At 67.2% G+C, this 14,532-nt stretch carries 16 protein-coding genes and 1 tRNA gene; 6 read left to right on the top strand and 11 right to left on the bottom strand.

Translation table 11 applies throughout. The features are described 5' to 3' along the window. Positions 1 to 8: 8 nt before the first annotated feature. The 8 genes from ACYVI5_RS06420 to ACYVI5_RS06455 form a co-directional block, all read right to left on the bottom strand. Entirely contained in the window at positions 9 to 614 is a 606-nt protein-coding gene (locus ACYVI5_RS06420) for a carboxymuconolactone decarboxylase family protein (RefSeq protein ID WP_460579465.1), read from the bottom strand. Further along, complete coding sequence (locus ACYVI5_RS06425) at positions 614 to 1,198, bottom strand: CMD domain-containing protein (protein ID WP_460579466.1); 585 nt, start codon at positions 1,196 to 1,198, stop codon at positions 614 to 616. Before ACYVI5_RS06425 ends, ACYVI5_RS06420 begins: the two co-directional genes overlap by 1 nt. Before the next feature lie 10 nt (positions 1,199 to 1,208). Then, entirely contained in the window at positions 1,209 to 2,204 is a 996-nt protein-coding gene (locus ACYVI5_RS06430) for an LLM class oxidoreductase (RefSeq protein WP_460579467.1), read from the bottom strand. Next, complete coding sequence (locus tag ACYVI5_RS06435; RefSeq protein ID WP_460579468.1) at positions 2,201 to 2,929, bottom strand: ABC transporter ATP-binding protein; 729 nt, start codon at positions 2,927 to 2,929, stop codon at positions 2,201 to 2,203. Before ACYVI5_RS06435 ends, ACYVI5_RS06430 begins: the two co-directional genes overlap by 4 nt. Continuing rightward, positions 2,926 to 3,792: an ABC transporter ATP-binding protein gene (locus ACYVI5_RS06440; RefSeq protein WP_460579469.1), complete on the bottom strand. Its 867-nt coding sequence runs from the start codon at positions 3,790 to 3,792 to the stop codon at positions 2,926 to 2,928. The genes ACYVI5_RS06435 and ACYVI5_RS06440 overlap by 4 nt, the downstream gene beginning before the upstream one ends. A gap of 101 nt (positions 3,793 to 3,893) precedes the next feature. Then, positions 3,894 to 5,696, bottom strand: a complete 1,803-nt coding sequence (locus tag ACYVI5_RS06445) for an ABC transporter permease (protein ID WP_460579470.1) — start codon at positions 5,694 to 5,696, stop codon at positions 3,894 to 3,896. Positions 5,697 to 5,716: 20 nt separating this feature from the next. Further along, positions 5,717 to 6,880, bottom strand: coding sequence for an ABC transporter substrate-binding protein (locus ACYVI5_RS06450; RefSeq protein ID WP_460579471.1), 1,164 nt, complete (start codon positions 6,878 to 6,880; stop codon positions 5,717 to 5,719). 302 nt (positions 6,881 to 7,182) lie between these two features. Beyond that, positions 7,183 to 7,665 carry a GNAT family N-acetyltransferase gene (locus ACYVI5_RS06455; RefSeq protein WP_460579472.1) on the bottom strand — a complete coding sequence of 161 codons (483 nt, stop codon included), beginning with the start codon at positions 7,663 to 7,665 and terminating at the stop codon, positions 7,183 to 7,185. A 58-nt stretch (positions 7,666 to 7,723) separates the two neighbouring features. Between ACYVI5_RS06455 and ACYVI5_RS06460 the strand changes: the two genes are divergently transcribed. Both ACYVI5_RS06460 and ACYVI5_RS06465 read left to right on the top strand, forming a co-directional pair. Further along, positions 7,724 to 8,317: a TetR/AcrR family transcriptional regulator gene (locus ACYVI5_RS06460; RefSeq protein ID WP_460579473.1), complete on the top strand. Its 594-nt coding sequence runs from the start codon at positions 7,724 to 7,726 to the stop codon at positions 8,315 to 8,317. Positions 8,318 to 8,338: 21 nt separating this feature from the next. Then, positions 8,339 to 8,803 (top strand): phage tail protein, encoded by a 465-nt coding sequence (locus ACYVI5_RS06465; protein WP_460579474.1) that lies wholly within the window; start codon positions 8,339 to 8,341, stop codon positions 8,801 to 8,803. A gap of 21 nt (positions 8,804 to 8,824) precedes the next feature. On the opposite strand, the gene ACYVI5_RS06470 is transcribed toward ACYVI5_RS06465, so the two are convergent. Continuing rightward, the gene (locus ACYVI5_RS06470; protein ID WP_460579475.1) at positions 8,825 to 9,922 is read right to left on the bottom strand and encodes a Gfo/Idh/MocA family oxidoreductase; all 1,098 of its coding nucleotides are present in this window, start codon (positions 9,920 to 9,922) and stop codon (positions 8,825 to 8,827) included. A 47-nt stretch (positions 9,923 to 9,969) separates the two neighbouring features. Continuing rightward, positions 9,970 to 10,893 (bottom strand): SDR family NAD(P)-dependent oxidoreductase, encoded by a 924-nt coding sequence (locus ACYVI5_RS06475; protein WP_460579476.1) that lies wholly within the window; start codon positions 10,891 to 10,893, stop codon positions 9,970 to 9,972. Positions 10,894 to 10,973: 80 nt separating this feature from the next. Between ACYVI5_RS06475 and ACYVI5_RS06480 the strand changes: the two genes are divergently transcribed. Next, entirely contained in the window at positions 10,974 to 11,516 is a 543-nt protein-coding gene (locus ACYVI5_RS06480) for a TetR/AcrR family transcriptional regulator (RefSeq protein WP_460579477.1), read from the top strand. Positions 11,517 to 11,695: 179 nt separating this feature from the next. Here the strand turns inward: ACYVI5_RS06480 and ACYVI5_RS06485 are convergent. Next, positions 11,696 to 11,769, bottom strand: a tRNA-Pro gene (locus tag ACYVI5_RS06485). Between the two features lie 111 nt (positions 11,770 to 11,880). Between ACYVI5_RS06485 and ACYVI5_RS06490 the strand changes: the two genes are divergently transcribed. From ACYVI5_RS06490 to ACYVI5_RS06500, 3 genes are read left to right on the top strand one after another with little or no spacing between them, the layout of a single operon-like run. Then, positions 11,881 to 12,489 carry a GNAT family N-acetyltransferase gene (locus ACYVI5_RS06490; RefSeq protein ID WP_460579478.1) on the top strand — a complete coding sequence of 203 codons (609 nt, stop codon included), beginning with the start codon at positions 11,881 to 11,883 and terminating at the stop codon, positions 12,487 to 12,489. Positions 12,490 to 12,544: 55 nt separating this feature from the next. After that, on the top strand, positions 12,545 to 13,927 hold the full coding sequence (locus ACYVI5_RS06495) for a DUF2252 domain-containing protein (protein WP_460579479.1): 1,383 nt from the start codon (positions 12,545 to 12,547) through the stop codon (positions 13,925 to 13,927). A 2-nt stretch (positions 13,928 to 13,929) separates the two neighbouring features. Beyond that, positions 13,930 to 14,523 (top strand): dihydrofolate reductase family protein, encoded by a 594-nt coding sequence (locus ACYVI5_RS06500; protein WP_460533585.1) that lies wholly within the window; start codon positions 13,930 to 13,932, stop codon positions 14,521 to 14,523. Positions 14,524 to 14,532: the final 9 nt, after the last annotated feature.

The raw sequence follows: 14,532 nt of genomic DNA on the forward strand, positions 1-14,532 counted from the left end.
AACAGGTCTCACCCGGCGGGTGGCGTCGGCTCCCCCAGCGACAGCATCAGCCGGTTCGCCCAGTTGAAGAATGCGGCACCGTGGATGACGTCGGCGATCGCGAGATCGTCGAGCCCGGCATCCCGCAGCTGCCGCACGTTCTCGGCGGTGAACAGGCCGGGCGTGCGGGTGAGTGCGACCGATGCGTCGATCGTCGCGCGCCACTGCGGGTCGTCCTGCGGGGCTGACGTGCCGTCGTCCAGAAGCCGCTGCACGTCGTCGGGTCGCTTCGACTTCTGCGAGGCGAACCGGGCGTGCACGGACGCGCAGAACAGACATCCGTTCGTACGCGAGGCCGCGGCAGCGGAGAGCTCGCGCTGGGCGCGGGTGAGTCCGCCCTTCTCGTTGTAGAAGATGTCGTTGTCGGTGCGGGTACGGGCACCGAGGATGTCCGGGTCCCGCACGAGCAGCCGGAAGTACGGGCTGTTCGCGCGTCCCTTGTCGACAAGCCCGGCGTAGTGACGTTCGGTGAGGTCGTCGACGGGCAGCGGTTCGAGCCACGCCTCCCAGCCGAGCTGGGCCTGGGTGAACGCGTTGGGACGTTCGAACGAGTGACGGATGACCTGCTCGGGCATCACAGCTCTCCCTTCAACACGGTGAGGCCCGCGACGACGCGGAGCTGGAAGTTCAGGAACGACACGAGCTGCGAGAGCGTCACGATGCCGGTGGTCGACCAGCCGGCGTCCAGGAGCGCTTGCAGCGCGTCGGGCGTCGCGTCTCTCGGCCGGTACGTGAGCAGATGGGTGTGTGTCAGCGCGGCCGCCAGCCGCGGACCGACCACTGCGGCGAGCTCGGCCGTGGGTTCCCAGTGCTCACCGGCGACGTTCTCGGTCGTGAGCGGTCCTTCCGGATAGTCCCCGTACGGGCCGGTGGTGATGGCACCGGGCACTGCCGCCTCGAGCGCCGCAAGCGTGTCCTGCGAGGCCGCCGCCAGAAGTTCCCGGTAGTGCGAAGCGGTGCCGCTCTGCGCGAGCACGACCGCCCAGTACGCGACCGCGAGCCTCTCGAGCTGCGAGACGTGCTTGAGCTCGTCCGAGGCGAACAGGGCATCGTAGCTCGCCTGCGCGTTCCGCTTCGCCTCAGGACGCCGCAGCCGCAGCTCGAAGAGCGCGTCTCCCTCGCGGATGCCCACGAGTTCGTCGATGACGTCGGTGGCCATGGGGTTCCTCCTAGTGTTTCCAGCCGAGTTGAGGCGCGATCCGTTCGGCGATGAGCTCGAGCGAGCGGAGCACCACCTCGTGCGGCGGATCGACCGGATGCGCCTGCAGCACGATGTCGGTCGCGCGCGGCAGGATCGGGTCGTCCTTCAGCGTCGCCAGCACCTGCTCCGGAGTGCCGATGTGCAGGTCGAGGTAGGCGGCGAGCTCGGCATCGTCTGCCTCGGGTACGGTGACGCCCTGCGCACGGAGTGCCGGAAGCGAGCGTGCGATGCCCTGCGCGCGCCATTCTCGGGCATCCTCCTCACTGTCGACCACGAGAACGGAGCGGGACGCCATCACGCGCGGCTCGACACCCGGCAACGCGGCGACGTAGCGGTCGACGATCTCGAGCTGATCGGATGCCGACCCGCGGCCCGTGTACTCGCGTCGCGGCTGGGTGCGCGAGAGCATGAGTCCGTGCCCGGACCCGCCGATGCGCTCGGCGCCCGTGGCGGAGAACGTCGCCTCCCACAGCGTGTCGGCGAGTTGCGGCGCAGGCGGATACAGTGCGCCGCCGTCGCTGGTCAGCACCTCTCCGGACAGCGCGCGAAGCAGGGTCTGCTTGTGATCGGCGTAGATGGCCGGCCGGTCTTCGGGAGCATGCCCGAACGGTGGGAACGACGACGCCGTGCCTCCGGAGCCGATGCCGAGCTCGAGCCGGCCGTCGGAGAGGAGCCACAGCACGGCGGCGTCCTCGGCCACGCGCAGCGGCGCCTCCAGCGGAAGCGTGACGATGCCGGTGGCGAGCACGATGCGGGAGGTCTGCGCCGCCGCCTGTGCGAGCAGCACGAACGGCGACGGCAGCCCGCCCTCGTCGCGATGGAAGTGGTGCTGCGCGACCCACGCCGTGTCGAACCCGAGCTCCTCGGCGCGCACGATCTGCGCCAGTGCGTTGCGGTAGCGCTCCACCGGTTCCACATCGTCGAGCAGCCGCGTGAAGTAGCCGAGCCTGGGGGTGGTGGTCATGACTGTCGTCCCTTTCCGAGGTAGGCCTCTTGGATCTGCGGGTCATCGAGCAGATCGCGCGCTTCGCCCTCCAGCACGATCGCACCGGTGGCCAGCACGTAGCCGCGCGACGCGATGGAGAGCGCGAGCTCCGCCTGCTGTTCGACGAAGAGCACCGCCACGCCGAGCTCCCTGTTGATGCGGGCGATCTCGTCCAGCACCTGGTCGACGAGTTTGGGCGAAAGCCCCATCGTGGGCTCGTCCATGCAGATCAGCCTGGGCCGGCTCATCAGGGCGCGCGCGAACGCCAGCATCTGCTGTTCTCCGCCGGAGAGGGTTCCCGCCTCCTGTCTGCGACGCTCGGCGAGTCGCGGGAAGTGCTCGCGCATCCGTTCCAGATCTTCGGCGATTCCCACGCGGTCCGATCTCGTGTACGCACCGGTGAGCAGGTTCTCGTCGACCGTGAGCTGCGGGAAGACGCGGCGCGCCTCCGGCACTGAGGCGATTCCCGCTTTGATGCGCTGCCTGGTGGACGAACGCGTGATGTCGCGGCCGGCGAAGTGCACGGATCCCTTCTTCACCGGCGTCAGCCCGAGAATCGTCTTCATCGTCGTCGACTTGCCGCTGGCATTGCCGCCGAGCAGGGAGACGATCTCGCCCTCGCCGACCGTGATCGTGTTGCCGCGCAGCGCGTGGAACGGGCCGTAGTAGACGTGCACATCATCGAGTTCGAGCAGCGCGGTCATGCCAGCACCTCCCCGCCGAGCCCGCGACGCCGCCCCAGGTAGGCCTCGATCACCGCGGGATCGCTGCGCACCTCCTCCGGTCTGCCCTGCGCGATGATGCGGCCGCCGTCCATCACGATGATGCGGTCGGAGACGGTCATGACGAGGTCGAGCTTGTGCTCGACCAGCAGCATCGCCTGACCGGATGCCTTCAGCTCGAGTAGCTGCTCCAGCACCTCCGCGGTCTCCGACTGGTTCATCCCCGCGGTCGGCTCGTCGAGCACGAGCAGCTTCGGCTTCAGGGCCAGCGCCCGCGCGATCTCGGTGCGGCGCCGGTTGGCGTAGCTGAGTGTGTACGCCGGATCGTCGCGCCTGGGCCCGAGCCGCGCCTGGAACCGCTGGATCTCCTCCTCGATCGTCGCGTCGATCGCCTTGCGCTCCCTCCGCGATGCAGGTGTTCCCACGATCGCGATGAACAGCTCGGCCAGCAGCGGGATCCAGCGCAGCAGGAACACGTGCGAGAGCCTGCGGAACGGCCTGCTGGCCGTCAGCGTCGAGTGGATGCCCACCTCGATGTTGTCCGCCACGGAGAGCGTCGCGAACACGCGTCCGTTCTGGAAGGTGCGGCCGATGCCGTCCTCCGCGATCCGTGCGGTGTCCGCATGACCGATGTCACGGCCATCCAGGATGATCATGCCCGCGTTCGCCCGGATCGTTCCGGTGACGAGGTTGAGCGTGGTGGTCTTGCCCGATCCGTTGGGGCCGATGATCGAGACCACCTCGTGCGGCGCGACCGTGAACGAGACGCCGTCGACCGCCTTCAGCCCGTCGAAATGCCGCTCCAGGCCGACCACCTGCAGCAGCTCCTCCGCCTCTGTGCTCACTCGTTCTGGGCGCACACCTTCTGTGCGCACTCCTTCTGTGCGCACTCCTTCTGTGCGCACTCCTTCTGTGCGCACTCCTTCTGGCCGCACTCCTTCTGGGCTCACGAGTTCCTCACCAGGATTCCGCCAGGCCGGAACCTCACCACGAGGATCAGCACCAGCCCGTACACGACGATGCGCAGCTCGTCCGTGAAGCGCAGTGCCTCGAGCCCGCCGATCAGGATGAGCGAGCCCACCACGGCCCCGTACGGCAGGTTCACGCCGCCCAGGATCACGATCGTCACCACGACGAGCGACATCAGCATCGAGAAGATCGACGTGTCGATGTACGTGTACTGATGCGCCAGAAGCGACCCGCCGATGCCGGCGAAGAACGCGGAGATCGCGAACGCCAGCGCCTTGTAGTCGCGCACCCGCACGCCGGAGGCGAGCGCCGCGACCTCATCCGCTCCGACCGACGAGATCACCCGTCCGAGGTGGGAACGACGGATGCGCCACATCACCAGCAGCGTCAGCACCAGCACGCCCAGGTCGATGAAGTAGAAGTCCTGCGCGGTGAACAGCACGGTGTCGCCGATCTTGGGCCACGGGATGCCCTGCACGCCGAGGGGCACGATCAGCTGGATGACCGCCACGATCACGATGCCGATACCGAGCGTCGCGATCGAGATGTAGTGCCCCTTCACGCCCCAGATGGGCGAGGCGAGTATCGACGCGATGAGGGCGGCGGCAAGGCCCGCCAGTGGCAGCGCCACCCAGAACGACACGTGCAGGTAGAGGGTGATCAACGCCGAGGTGTATGCGCCGATGGCGATCGGTCCTGCCTGGCCGAGTGCCATCACCCCGGCCTGCCCGGCGGTGATCGTGAAGCCGGAGGCGATGATCGCGTAGACGAGCACCTGGGTGCCGGTGCTGAGCACGTAATCGTTCCCGATCAGCGGAACGATGACAGCGGCGACCGCGAGCGCCGCCGGCCAGACCCAGCGCGGAATCCTGAACGGCCTGCCCTTCCCCAGGAACGTGCCGGTCAGCGGTTCGCTGGAGATCAGCGGCACCTTGCCGAGCAGCCCGCCCGGCCGGATGATCAGCACCGCGATCAGGATGACGAACACGATGATCTGATCGGCGCTTCCGCCGAAGAAGTAGATGCCGAACGACTCGAGGATGCCGAGCACGAAGCCGCCGATCACGGCGCCGACCAGCGACCCGAGACCGCCGAGCGTCGCGGCGACGAACGCCGTCATGCCGGTCTCGAGCCCGGATGTCGGATCCGCCACACCCACGTACAGCGCGATGAAGATGCCCGCGAGCCCTCCGAGCGCCGACGCGATCACGAACGAGAGGTTCTGCACCAGCGCGACGGGGATGCCCATCTGCAGGGCCGCCTCTTGGTCCTGCGCGGTCGCCCTGATGGCCCTGCCGACCTTGCCGTATTTGAGGAACAGCGACATCACGATCATGACGCCGGCCGTGATGCCGAGCATCACGACATCCGCGGTGCCGAACCGCATGTTGCCGACGTGCAGGTTGGATGTCTGCAGCACCTGCGGGAAGACGCGCGAGTTCGCGCCGAACGCGGCCTGCGACGTGTTGTCGAGGATCAGCGAGACCGCGTACGTCGAGAGCATCGCCGCCAGCGGCAGGAACTTCGCCAGCGGACGCACGACGGCGGCGTTGATGATCAGTCCGAGCGCCGCGCACACAACCAGCACGAGCGGGAGCGCCAGCCAGAACGACAGCCCGAGGCGGGCGACGAAGAACCACGTGAGCATGGCGCCCAGACCGAAGAACGAGAACTGGGCGAAGTTGACGACGTTCATGACGCCGAAGACGAGGGAGATGCCGACCGCTCCGAGGGCGTAGACGTTCCCTCGGAGCATGCCGGCGATCAGTGTGTCAAGCATGGGTGCGCAGGTCTAACGGCTCAGCCGTTGTAGACGACCCATTTGCCGCCCTTGAGAATCGTGGGCGTGAGCTGCGGCGACTGCACCCGGCGGGTGGTCGGGTCGAATGTGATCTTTCCGTAGACGACGCTCGGAACATCCTTGACCTCTTTGAAGCCCTTGAGGATGCCCTCCCGTGTGATGCCGCCCTTCTTGGCCGCAGCCACCGCGACGTTGAGCGCGTCGTATGCGCCTGCCTCGAAGCTCGTCACGTCGGTCTCGTTCGGATACTTCTTCTTGAACGCCGTCACGAAGCTCTTCACCGCTGGGTCGGTGCTCGTCTCCACGAACTGGGCCCCGTTGATGGCGCCCTCGGCAGCCGGTGTGCCGTCGAAGGACTCCTCGTCCTGGCCGCCGAAGAAGGTGCCCTTGTACCCGATCGCGCGCAGCTGCGTGACGATCTTGGAGGCGTCCGGACCGTAACCGACGTGCACGAAGGCCTGCGGGTTGCCCTTGACCGCCTTGATGAGCGACGGCTTGTAGTCGTCAGCGGTGTCGAGCACGGCCTCGGAGTCCGTGATCTTCAGACCGATCTTGTCGGCCTCCGACTTGAAGGCCTGGAAGGCGGGGATGCCCCAGTCCGCGGTGTTCAGGTAGCTCACGCCGACCGACTTGATGCCCCGCTTCTTGATGTAGTCGGCGGTCCACTTGTAGGTGTCACTCGTCGTGATCGACGTGGACCACTGGTACTCCGAGCCCTTCGCGGTGAAGTCGGGGTTCGAGTTGTTGAAGCCGTACTGCAGCAGCTTGCCCGCCGTGTAGATCGGGGAGGCGGGGATCGATGCCGCCGACGAGTAGTCGCCGAACACCAGCACCACGCTGCTGTCGCCCACGAACTTCTGGGCGACCGGCACCGACTGCTTCGGGTCGGACTGCGAGTCCTCGTACTTCAGCGCAACCGGGTGGCCGTTGATGCCGCCCTTCGCGTTCACCTGCTCGACGGCGAGGTCGAACGCCTCCTTGAACTGCTGTCCGTACTGCGCGTACTGGCCGGTCTCGGCGGCGGAGACCCCGAAGTAGACGGTGCTCTTCTTGCCCGAGCCGCTCGTCGACGACGCATCCGCTGCACCACTGCACGCGGCGAGACCGAGCGCCATGAACCCGGCGACGGAGACGACGGCTGCGCGTTGAAGGAGCTTCTTCATGGGACTTCCTCTTCGTGTCGGGTGGCGCGTGCACAGGCATCCGGTCTCCCGCACTGCTGGTCGAGCTTGTCGAAACGAGGTTCACGTCGCGTCCCGGTTTCGACAGGCTCAACCCTCGGGGAGCCGACGCGACGATGCGTGGATGGTTCGGCGACCTTGCGGGCGCCTACAGGTGACGCCACACTATGGCCGTCGGGGCGCGCAACCCGCGCGACCGGTAACAGACGGGAACCGAACGCAACACGGCGTCACGAGGGAAGAAATTCCTGGCGCCGCCGGTTTGCAGCATGCTTGCGCTTTTCCTACAGGACGAGCTCCCAGTCCTGTCCGACGAGGTCGGCGCCGAAACTGTGATGCGGTTTCTCGGCGACGAGCTGGAAGCCGGCCCGCTGATAGATGTGCCGAGCAGACTCGAGCACCGAGTTGGTCCAGAGGACTGTGCTGCGGTAGCCGGAGCGGCGGGCGAAGTCGAGGCAGGCATCCACGAGCGCGCTCCCGGCACCGCGCCCGCGGCCGTCGGGCGTGACGAGCAGCAGGCGCAGCCGGGCGACGTCCTGCCCCGCATCGACGCACATCACGCAGCCGATGCGGCGGCCGTCGACCTCGGCGATCCAGGCACGTTGTCGTTCGGAGCCGGCGCCCTCGGCGAAGTCGGCGACGATGCGAGCAACCAGCGTCTCGTAGTCGGTGCTCCAGCCGAACTGCTGGGCATACACCTCGGCGTTCGCCATGACCATCCATCCGAGGTCGCCGGGCCGGTCGGCGGTCCGCACTGTGACATCCATGTCATCCTCCGTGAAGAACTCACTGGAACAGTCGTTCCAGTGGCGATACTATCGCGGCATGCCCGAAGAGAGAACGGATGCCTCGCCACGTCGCCACGAGCTCGCCCGGCGCGGGTATGAGTACGTCTCCGAGCATGGTCTCGCCGACCTGTCCCTGCGGCCGCTCGCCGACGCGATCGGTACGAGCGCCGGCGTGCTGATGTTCCTGTTCGGCAGCAAGGACGGCGTCGTGCGGGCCATCCTCGCCGAGGCACGCGCGGATGAGCTCACCATGCTCGACGAGGTGCGTCGCTCGTCCTCTCACGCCGACCTCGCAACGGTCGCCGGGAAGGTGTGGGCCTGGCTCGCCGCACCCGAGCATCGCCGACTGCTGAACCTCTGGGTCGAAGCGTACGGGCGATCGTTGATCGCGCAGGACGGCCCATTGGCCGGCTTCGCCGCCGAGACCGTGCACGACTGGCTCGTACTCTTCGATGCGTTCGGCGACGGCACCGACGACGCGAAGATGCGCTCGAGGGCCGTGCTCGCCCTGCTGCGCGGGTGCATGCTCGACCTGCTCGCGACCGGGGAGCGGGTACGCGTGGATGCTGCGTTCACGTCGGCTCTCGCCGGCGCGGCCGCGCCGTCATCCCCGTCGAGTACGGTTGCCTGAAACACCGACTATGGGGGATGTATGGGGTACGCCGTCGACTTTGTGAACGTGTCGACCACGGGACTCGAGTCGTCCCCCGTGGCCGAAGCGCTTGCGGGCCTGCGCGCCAACGAGGCGCGCTACTTCAAGAACAAGTACGACCACACGTTCACCGTCGTTCCGGCCGACGAGGCGACGGGAGCGCTCGATCGGGTGAAGCGCATCCTGTCCGAGGAGCGAGGTATCGTCATCGCTTCGCGTCCGCTCGAGGTGACGGAGTTCGAGGTGGACGGCATCCGCATGACGTACGTGTTCTACGAGTCCGGGCTCTCCATCAACGTGATGTACACACTCGATGACGACGGAAAGCGGGCCGTGGGTTTCAAGCTCGCCGAAGGCATGGAGGTGCCGGAAGAGCTGGCGTCGAACTTCAAGTTCGCCCGGCAGAAGTCGCGGCTGGCCGGCGTCATCCGCGGGTCCTACTTCGTCATCAAGGGCGCTTACTGAGCGCTCGGGCCGGAGTCTCGCTCACCGTTCAGCCCAGGGCTGTGTGGCCGTGGCGACAGGGGAACCCGCCTCGATCGCACGGCGGATCTCGAGCTGCAGGTACTGGTCCTGGCACGCCTCGGCGACGCTGTACACGGGGGCGCCACCGCCTGCGTAGGCAGCCATCCCGTCGAGAAGCGCCGCGATGCTCAGCTCGTCGTCCGCCAACCGAGCCGGGCGATATCGGTTGTCGTAGAGGATGCCTCCCTCGAAGGCGTACGACCGCAGGAACTTCCCCTCGTGGTTCCCGGCACCACCCGCCTCGACGCGTTCGATGCGGCTCGTCACCGGTGTGAACCCATCCTGGAGGTGGCGTACTGTCTCGTCTCTGAGCTCGCCCCGGGATCCGCGCACCTGAACCGAGGGTGTGCGGATCCATGACCGGTACTGCTGGTCGTGGAACTCGTAGGCACCGTGCGCTCCACCGTCGAACTCGAGCCACGCCGAGGTGCGGATGCCGTCGACGAGACGGTCCTCGAGCGGATCGCCCTGCCGGCTCGGCCCGTCTTGCAGGCGTTCGGAGAATCGGCGGGCCGTGATGCGCGCATTCTGGAACTCGATGCCGAGGAACCGCCGCAGCACGCTCATGCCGTGATAGTCATGGGCGATCGAGACGGATGCCTCCGACACCTCGCCCACCACGCCTCTCCGAACCACTTCGAGTTGCGCCGAGACCAAGGGCTCGAGGTGGTACTGCTCCGCGACCTGGATGCGTGCACCTTCGCGGACGGCGTCGACGAGTGCGAGGCAGGACGGCAGGTCGGGCGCCACCGGCGTCTCCGTGAGAACTGCGTGGCCTGCTCCGGTCAGGGCGAGGATGATCTCGGTCGACACGGATGGGCTGACCGCCACGACAACGAAGCCGGGCCTGCCGCGGTCGAGGTCGTCGATCGAGTCGACGGTGTCAACCGACCACCGCTCGCGGATCTCTTGGCGATTCTCGGGCCTGCGAGCCATGACGGCGGTGACTCTGAACCGCTCGGGCAGTGCATCCGCCACCCTCAGGAATGCCTCTGCCCGGTACCCGCCTCCTACGATCGCGAGGGTCGCCGGCTCCGTGGGTGTACGCATCGTGGTCATGTCCCATGGATACCCGACGTGCCGCGGATCCACCTCCGGCCTAACCCTCAGAGCGGAGATCCGGCGCCGCCCAGCTCTGCAAGCCTGGTCCAGACCTGCTCGGCGATGCCCGGTCCCGGATCCACCGTGCGTGGGTCTGGTGCCACGCGCACGGGCTTGCCTCGCATGCCCTCCGCGGGCGCGTAGTACTCGCCGCCCTGCGCATCGGGGTCCGTCAGCGCGCGAACGCCGGACCAGGCTGCGGCGTCCTTACCCTGTGCCCACGGAGTATAGGGATTGCGCCGGTATCGCACGGTCTCATCGCGTACGCCCGGCCTGCGGGGCGTCTTCGCATCCACACCCACACCTGGACGCGTCACAATCGAGTCCAGTGGAAGCGCTGCCGCTCGAAGGCGGCGGTCGAGCTCGAACGCGAACACCTCGGTGACCGTCTTCGCCTTCACATACGCACCGATCCCGGTGCGTGGTGTGTGCTCGACGTCGGCGACGCTCGTGGGGAACCGCTGAACGTAGCCCGTCGAGGCGTGGACGATGCGACGGTGCCCATCTATTCCCTGACCGAGAAGAAACGGCATCAACATCGCGATGAGCGCGACGTTGGCCACGGTGTGAGCGCCGAGCATGAGCGGCAGGCCATCCTCGGTGAGCGCGCGACGCGAGAACTCCATGGGACCGCCGTTGAGAAAGATTCCGTCCAGACGAGGAAGTTCCGCGAGCCGGTCGGCCGCTGAGGCGACCGACGCAAGCGACGTGAGATCAATCCGAACGTGGTGCGTGATTGCGCCGGGCGCCTGCTGGAGGATGGCTTCGCTCGCCTGCTGAAGTTTCGTCTGCGCGCGGGAGGCGAGCACCACTTCAGCGCCGGCCGTCGCGAGCTGCTCGGCAGCGAAGTAGCCGATTCCGCCGGTGGCGCCGGTCACGGCGTAGACGCGGCCGCTCAGATCGGGCAGTCGCTGTGGATCCCAGTTCATCTGCTCTCCTCCAAAGCGGATAGGTTGTCCGCTTACTCTAGTGCAACCGGACAAGCTATCCGTTTTGTTACGATGAGCGGATGCCCGCCCTGAGAGCCGATGCGGCGCGCTCCCGCGCTCGGATCCTCGACGCCGCGCGCGCTCGTGCACCCGAAAGCATCCGGCTCAATGACATCGCGCGCGACACGGGTCTCGGAGTCGGGACCGTGTATCGCCATTTCCCGACCGTCACGTCGCTTCTCGAAGCGCTCAACCTGGACGCGCTGAAAGAACTGGTCGAGATCGCCCGCGACGCCGCCGAGGGTCCCTCTGCCGGATCGGCATTCGCAAGCCTCGTCAAGCGAGGCGCCGAAATGCAGATCTCCTGCGACGGCCTGCAGACAGTGCTCATCGCTGACGATGTCTCACCCGAATTCCGCGTGTTGCGAGAAGAGCTCGTCCGCCTCACCGATGTCGCTCTCGAAGCGGCCATTCGGGAGGGCCGGATCAGACCCGAGATCTCGATCGGACACGTCCAGCGGCTCGTGTGCGGTCTCGAGCATGCCGTGCGCCTGGGTGACGGCCGGGATCAGGAGCTTCTGATCGACGTCATGATCGCCGGCCTCAGCCCTCGAACGCCCTGAAACGGCACTCGAGCGGGGCATCGATGCGGAGGACTCCGGCCACGGGTCTCGCGCATGTCGCCGGTCTTGCGTCGCAGCCTCCTGGCATCCGGGACTGGATGCACCGGCAGACCAGAACGCCGAGAGTTCGCGAAACGTGAGCCCAGGCGAGAAAACCGCTTCTCGCCTGGGCTTTTCTGTCGGGATGACAGGATTTGAACCTGCGACCCCCTGACCCCCAGTCAGGTGCGCTACCAAGCTGCGCCACATCCCGTAGCCGTCCGCGAACAGCCTTGGACAGTTTACAGGGTGCGGAGACGGCGACCGCACCAACTCCTGGGACCCGCGATAGCTGCATGTCGGCGGCGCGCGATAGCTTGACCGCATGGCGACGAAGGTGCGCGACGACGCGGTGACAGACATCCGAGTAGAGCCGGTGGGCGACGTGCCGTGGAGCGACGTGCGTACCGTGTTCGGCACCCGCGGAGACCCGGCCACGTGCTGGTGCCAGTTCTTCAAGCTGTCGAACGCGCAGTGGCGCGAGACGGATGTCCCCACTCTCGAGTCCGCGCTCTGCGAGCAGGTGAGACGAGAACCCGGACCTGGCCTGATCGCTTACGTGGGCGATGAGCCAGCCGGCTGGGTCGCAGTGGAACCGCGATCGGCCTACCCGCGGCTTCGCACGAGCCGTATCGTCGCGCAGGGGCGGCCAGCGCAGCAGCACGACGACCCGAGCGTGTGGTCGATCACGTGCTTCGTCGTGCGGGTCGGATTCCGCAGGCGAGGCGTGGCATCCGCATTGCTCACAGCGGCGGTGGAGCATGCGCGAGTATCCGGCGCACGGATCGTCGAGGCTTATCCCGTCGACACCGATGAACGAACGGCGTCGTCGGCCGAGCTGTTCCACGGCGTGCTCTCCGTGTTTGTCGGCGCAGGATTCGACATCGTCTCCCGGCCGCAGCCGGGCCGCGCCGTCGTGAGCCTCACCCTCTGAGTCCGGCGCGCACGACCTCAGCGTGCGGGACCTGCGCCGCCCTAGTCTTATCTGCATGAGCGCAGACGAGGGACGCCTTCGGTTCGAGCATGAGGCGATCCACAGTGCGGCCGAGCTGTTCGACGCGGGCAAGGCTGCCCGCGGCAAGCTTCCGCGCTCGGGACATGCGGAATACAAGCCGGCCAAAGGCCGCGATCCGGTCGGCATCCTGCGCAAGCAGCACGAGCAGCGCGTGTCCGAGTTGGTCCCGTTGCGCCTGGAGCGGATGACGGCCAGCCCGTTCGCGTTCTACCGGGGCTCGGCAGCGATCCAGGCCGCCGACCTCCGCGACGCGCCTCGCACGGGCGTCGATGTCACGATCTGCGGTGACGCGCACCTCGCGAACTTCGGCATCTACGCTTCGCCCGAACGCTCACTCGTCTTCGATCTGAACGACTTCGACGAGTCCGCGTACGGACCGTGGGAGTGGGACGTGAAGCGGTTCGTCACCAGCGTCGTGGTCGCCGCCCGGCAGCGTGGATTCAAGGAGTCCAAGGTGCAGACCGCCGCGCTCGAAGCCGCCGCGAGCTACCGCATTGCAATGCGGCAGATCACGCAGCTGAGTGTGCTGGAGCGGTACTACATCCGAGCCGACGTGCACAGGGGCCAGCGGCATTCGAGTTCTCAGAAGGTGCTCGATCATGCGATCGAGGCGGCATCCCGTCGCACCTCCGCGCGAGTGGTGCGCAAGATCACGAAGCGCGCCGACGACGGCTCGACGGTGATCGCCGAGAATCCGCCGGTGCTGTCGCACGTGCCGGAGACGACGGAGAAACGCATCCTGGGCATCGTCAAGCGCTACCTCGCAACGGTGCCGTCCGACATCGCGGTGCTGCTCTCTCAGTACGTGCCCACGGATGCCGTGCGTCGCGTCGTCGGCGTCGGCAGCGTCGGCAGCCGCTGCTACATCATCGTTCTGTCTGGTCCCGCCGGCGAGTCGCTGGTGCTGCAAGTGAAGGAAGCGGTCGAGTCCGTCGCCGTCGAGTTCGGCGGCGCCAAGGCGGGAAGGGCGCCGGTCTTCGGTGACCGGGTCGAGCCCGACGAACACGGGCACCGCGTCGTCGCGAACCAGCACGTACTGCAGGCGGTCAGCGACCCGTTCCTCGGCTGGGTCAAGTACGACGGGCACGCGTTCTACATCCGGCAGTTCCGCGACCAGAACGTCTCCATCGACACCGAGACGCTCGACTTCCGGCCGTTCACCGACTACGTGGATGCCTGCGGCACGGTGCTCGCGCGCGCCCACGCGCAATCCCCTGCCGCCCCGTTCATCGCGGGATACCTCGGCGGCGGCACCCCGTTCGATTCCGCCGTCGCGGAGTGGGCATCCGCCTACGCGGATCAGTCGGTCGAGGACTACCAGGCACTGCGCAAGGCCGTGAAGAAGGGGGAGATCTGAACATGAGCGCGAGATTCGTGTACTGGATGAACGTCTCGCTCGACCTCTACATCGAGCACCAGGCCGGCGACCACTCCGATCTGGACGGCCCGGACTGGGTCCGCATCGGAGAGCCGCTCCATCGCGAATTCAACCGGCGTGCTCAAGGGATGTCGATGTTCGTCGAGGGACGCATCGTCTACGAGATGATGGACCCCTTCTGGCCGGATGCCCGCACCAACGAGTCGCTTCCCGCCTACCTGCGCGAGTACGGAGAGATCTGGACCTCGATGCCCAAGGTGCTCGTCTCGCGCACCCGCACGACGGCATCCCACAACACGCGCATCATCGGGGGAGACGACGCGATCGACCAGCTGGCCGCGCTACGGCAGAGTGCCGAGGGCGACATCGGCGTCGGCGGCGCGACGCTTGCCACGCAGTTGCTGCGCGCCGGGCTGATCGACGAGCTGATGCTGTTCACGCATCCGACCATCCTCGGCGCGGGGCGACCGCTGTTCGACGACCCGCACCCTCGCGTCGATCTCGACCTGCTCGAGCAGCAGACGTACGACCAGGGCGTCACGCTGCATCGCTACGCCGTGCGCGGGGCGAACTGAGCGATGCGC

It is taken from the genome of Humibacter ginsengisoli, assembly GCF_054780095.1.

Coding starts and splice junctions, on each gene's coding strand:
- ACYVI5_RS06480 (WP_460579477.1), top strand. CDS start 10,974: ATGCCCGCCCTGAGAGCCGATGCGGCGCGCTCCCGCGCTCGGATCCTC.
- ACYVI5_RS06420 (WP_460579465.1), bottom strand. CDS start 614: ATGCCCGAGCAGGTCATCCGTCACTCGTTCGAACGTCCCAACGCGTTC.
- ACYVI5_RS06425 (WP_460579466.1), bottom strand. CDS start 1,198: ATGGCCACCGACGTCATCGACGAACTCGTGGGCATCCGCGAGGGAGAC.
- ACYVI5_RS06430 (WP_460579467.1), bottom strand. CDS start 2,204: ATGACCACCACCCCCAGGCTCGGCTACTTCACGCGGCTGCTCGACGAT.
- ACYVI5_RS06495 (WP_460579479.1), top strand. CDS start 12,545: ATGAGCGCAGACGAGGGACGCCTTCGGTTCGAGCATGAGGCGATCCAC.
- ACYVI5_RS06475 (WP_460579476.1), bottom strand. CDS start 10,893: ATGAACTGGGATCCACAGCGACTGCCCGATCTGAGCGGCCGCGTCTAC.
- ACYVI5_RS06465 (WP_460579474.1), top strand. CDS start 8,339: ATGGGGTACGCCGTCGACTTTGTGAACGTGTCGACCACGGGACTCGAG.
- ACYVI5_RS06470 (WP_460579475.1), bottom strand. CDS start 9,922: ATGACCACGATGCGTACACCCACGGAGCCGGCGACCCTCGCGATCGTA.
- ACYVI5_RS06445 (WP_460579470.1), bottom strand. CDS start 5,696: ATGCTTGACACACTGATCGCCGGCATGCTCCGAGGGAACGTCTACGCC.
- ACYVI5_RS06500 (WP_460533585.1), top strand. CDS start 13,930: ATGAGCGCGAGATTCGTGTACTGGATGAACGTCTCGCTCGACCTCTAC.
- ACYVI5_RS06490 (WP_460579478.1), top strand. CDS start 11,881: ATGGCGACGAAGGTGCGCGACGACGCGGTGACAGACATCCGAGTAGAG.
- ACYVI5_RS06435 (WP_460579468.1), bottom strand. CDS start 2,929: ATGACCGCGCTGCTCGAACTCGATGATGTGCACGTCTACTACGGCCCG.
- ACYVI5_RS06450 (WP_460579471.1), bottom strand. CDS start 6,880: ATGAAGAAGCTCCTTCAACGCGCAGCCGTCGTCTCCGTCGCCGGGTTC.
- ACYVI5_RS06455 (WP_460579472.1), bottom strand. CDS start 7,665: ATGGATGTCACAGTGCGGACCGCCGACCGGCCCGGCGACCTCGGATGG.
- ACYVI5_RS06460 (WP_460579473.1), top strand. CDS start 7,724: ATGCCCGAAGAGAGAACGGATGCCTCGCCACGTCGCCACGAGCTCGCC.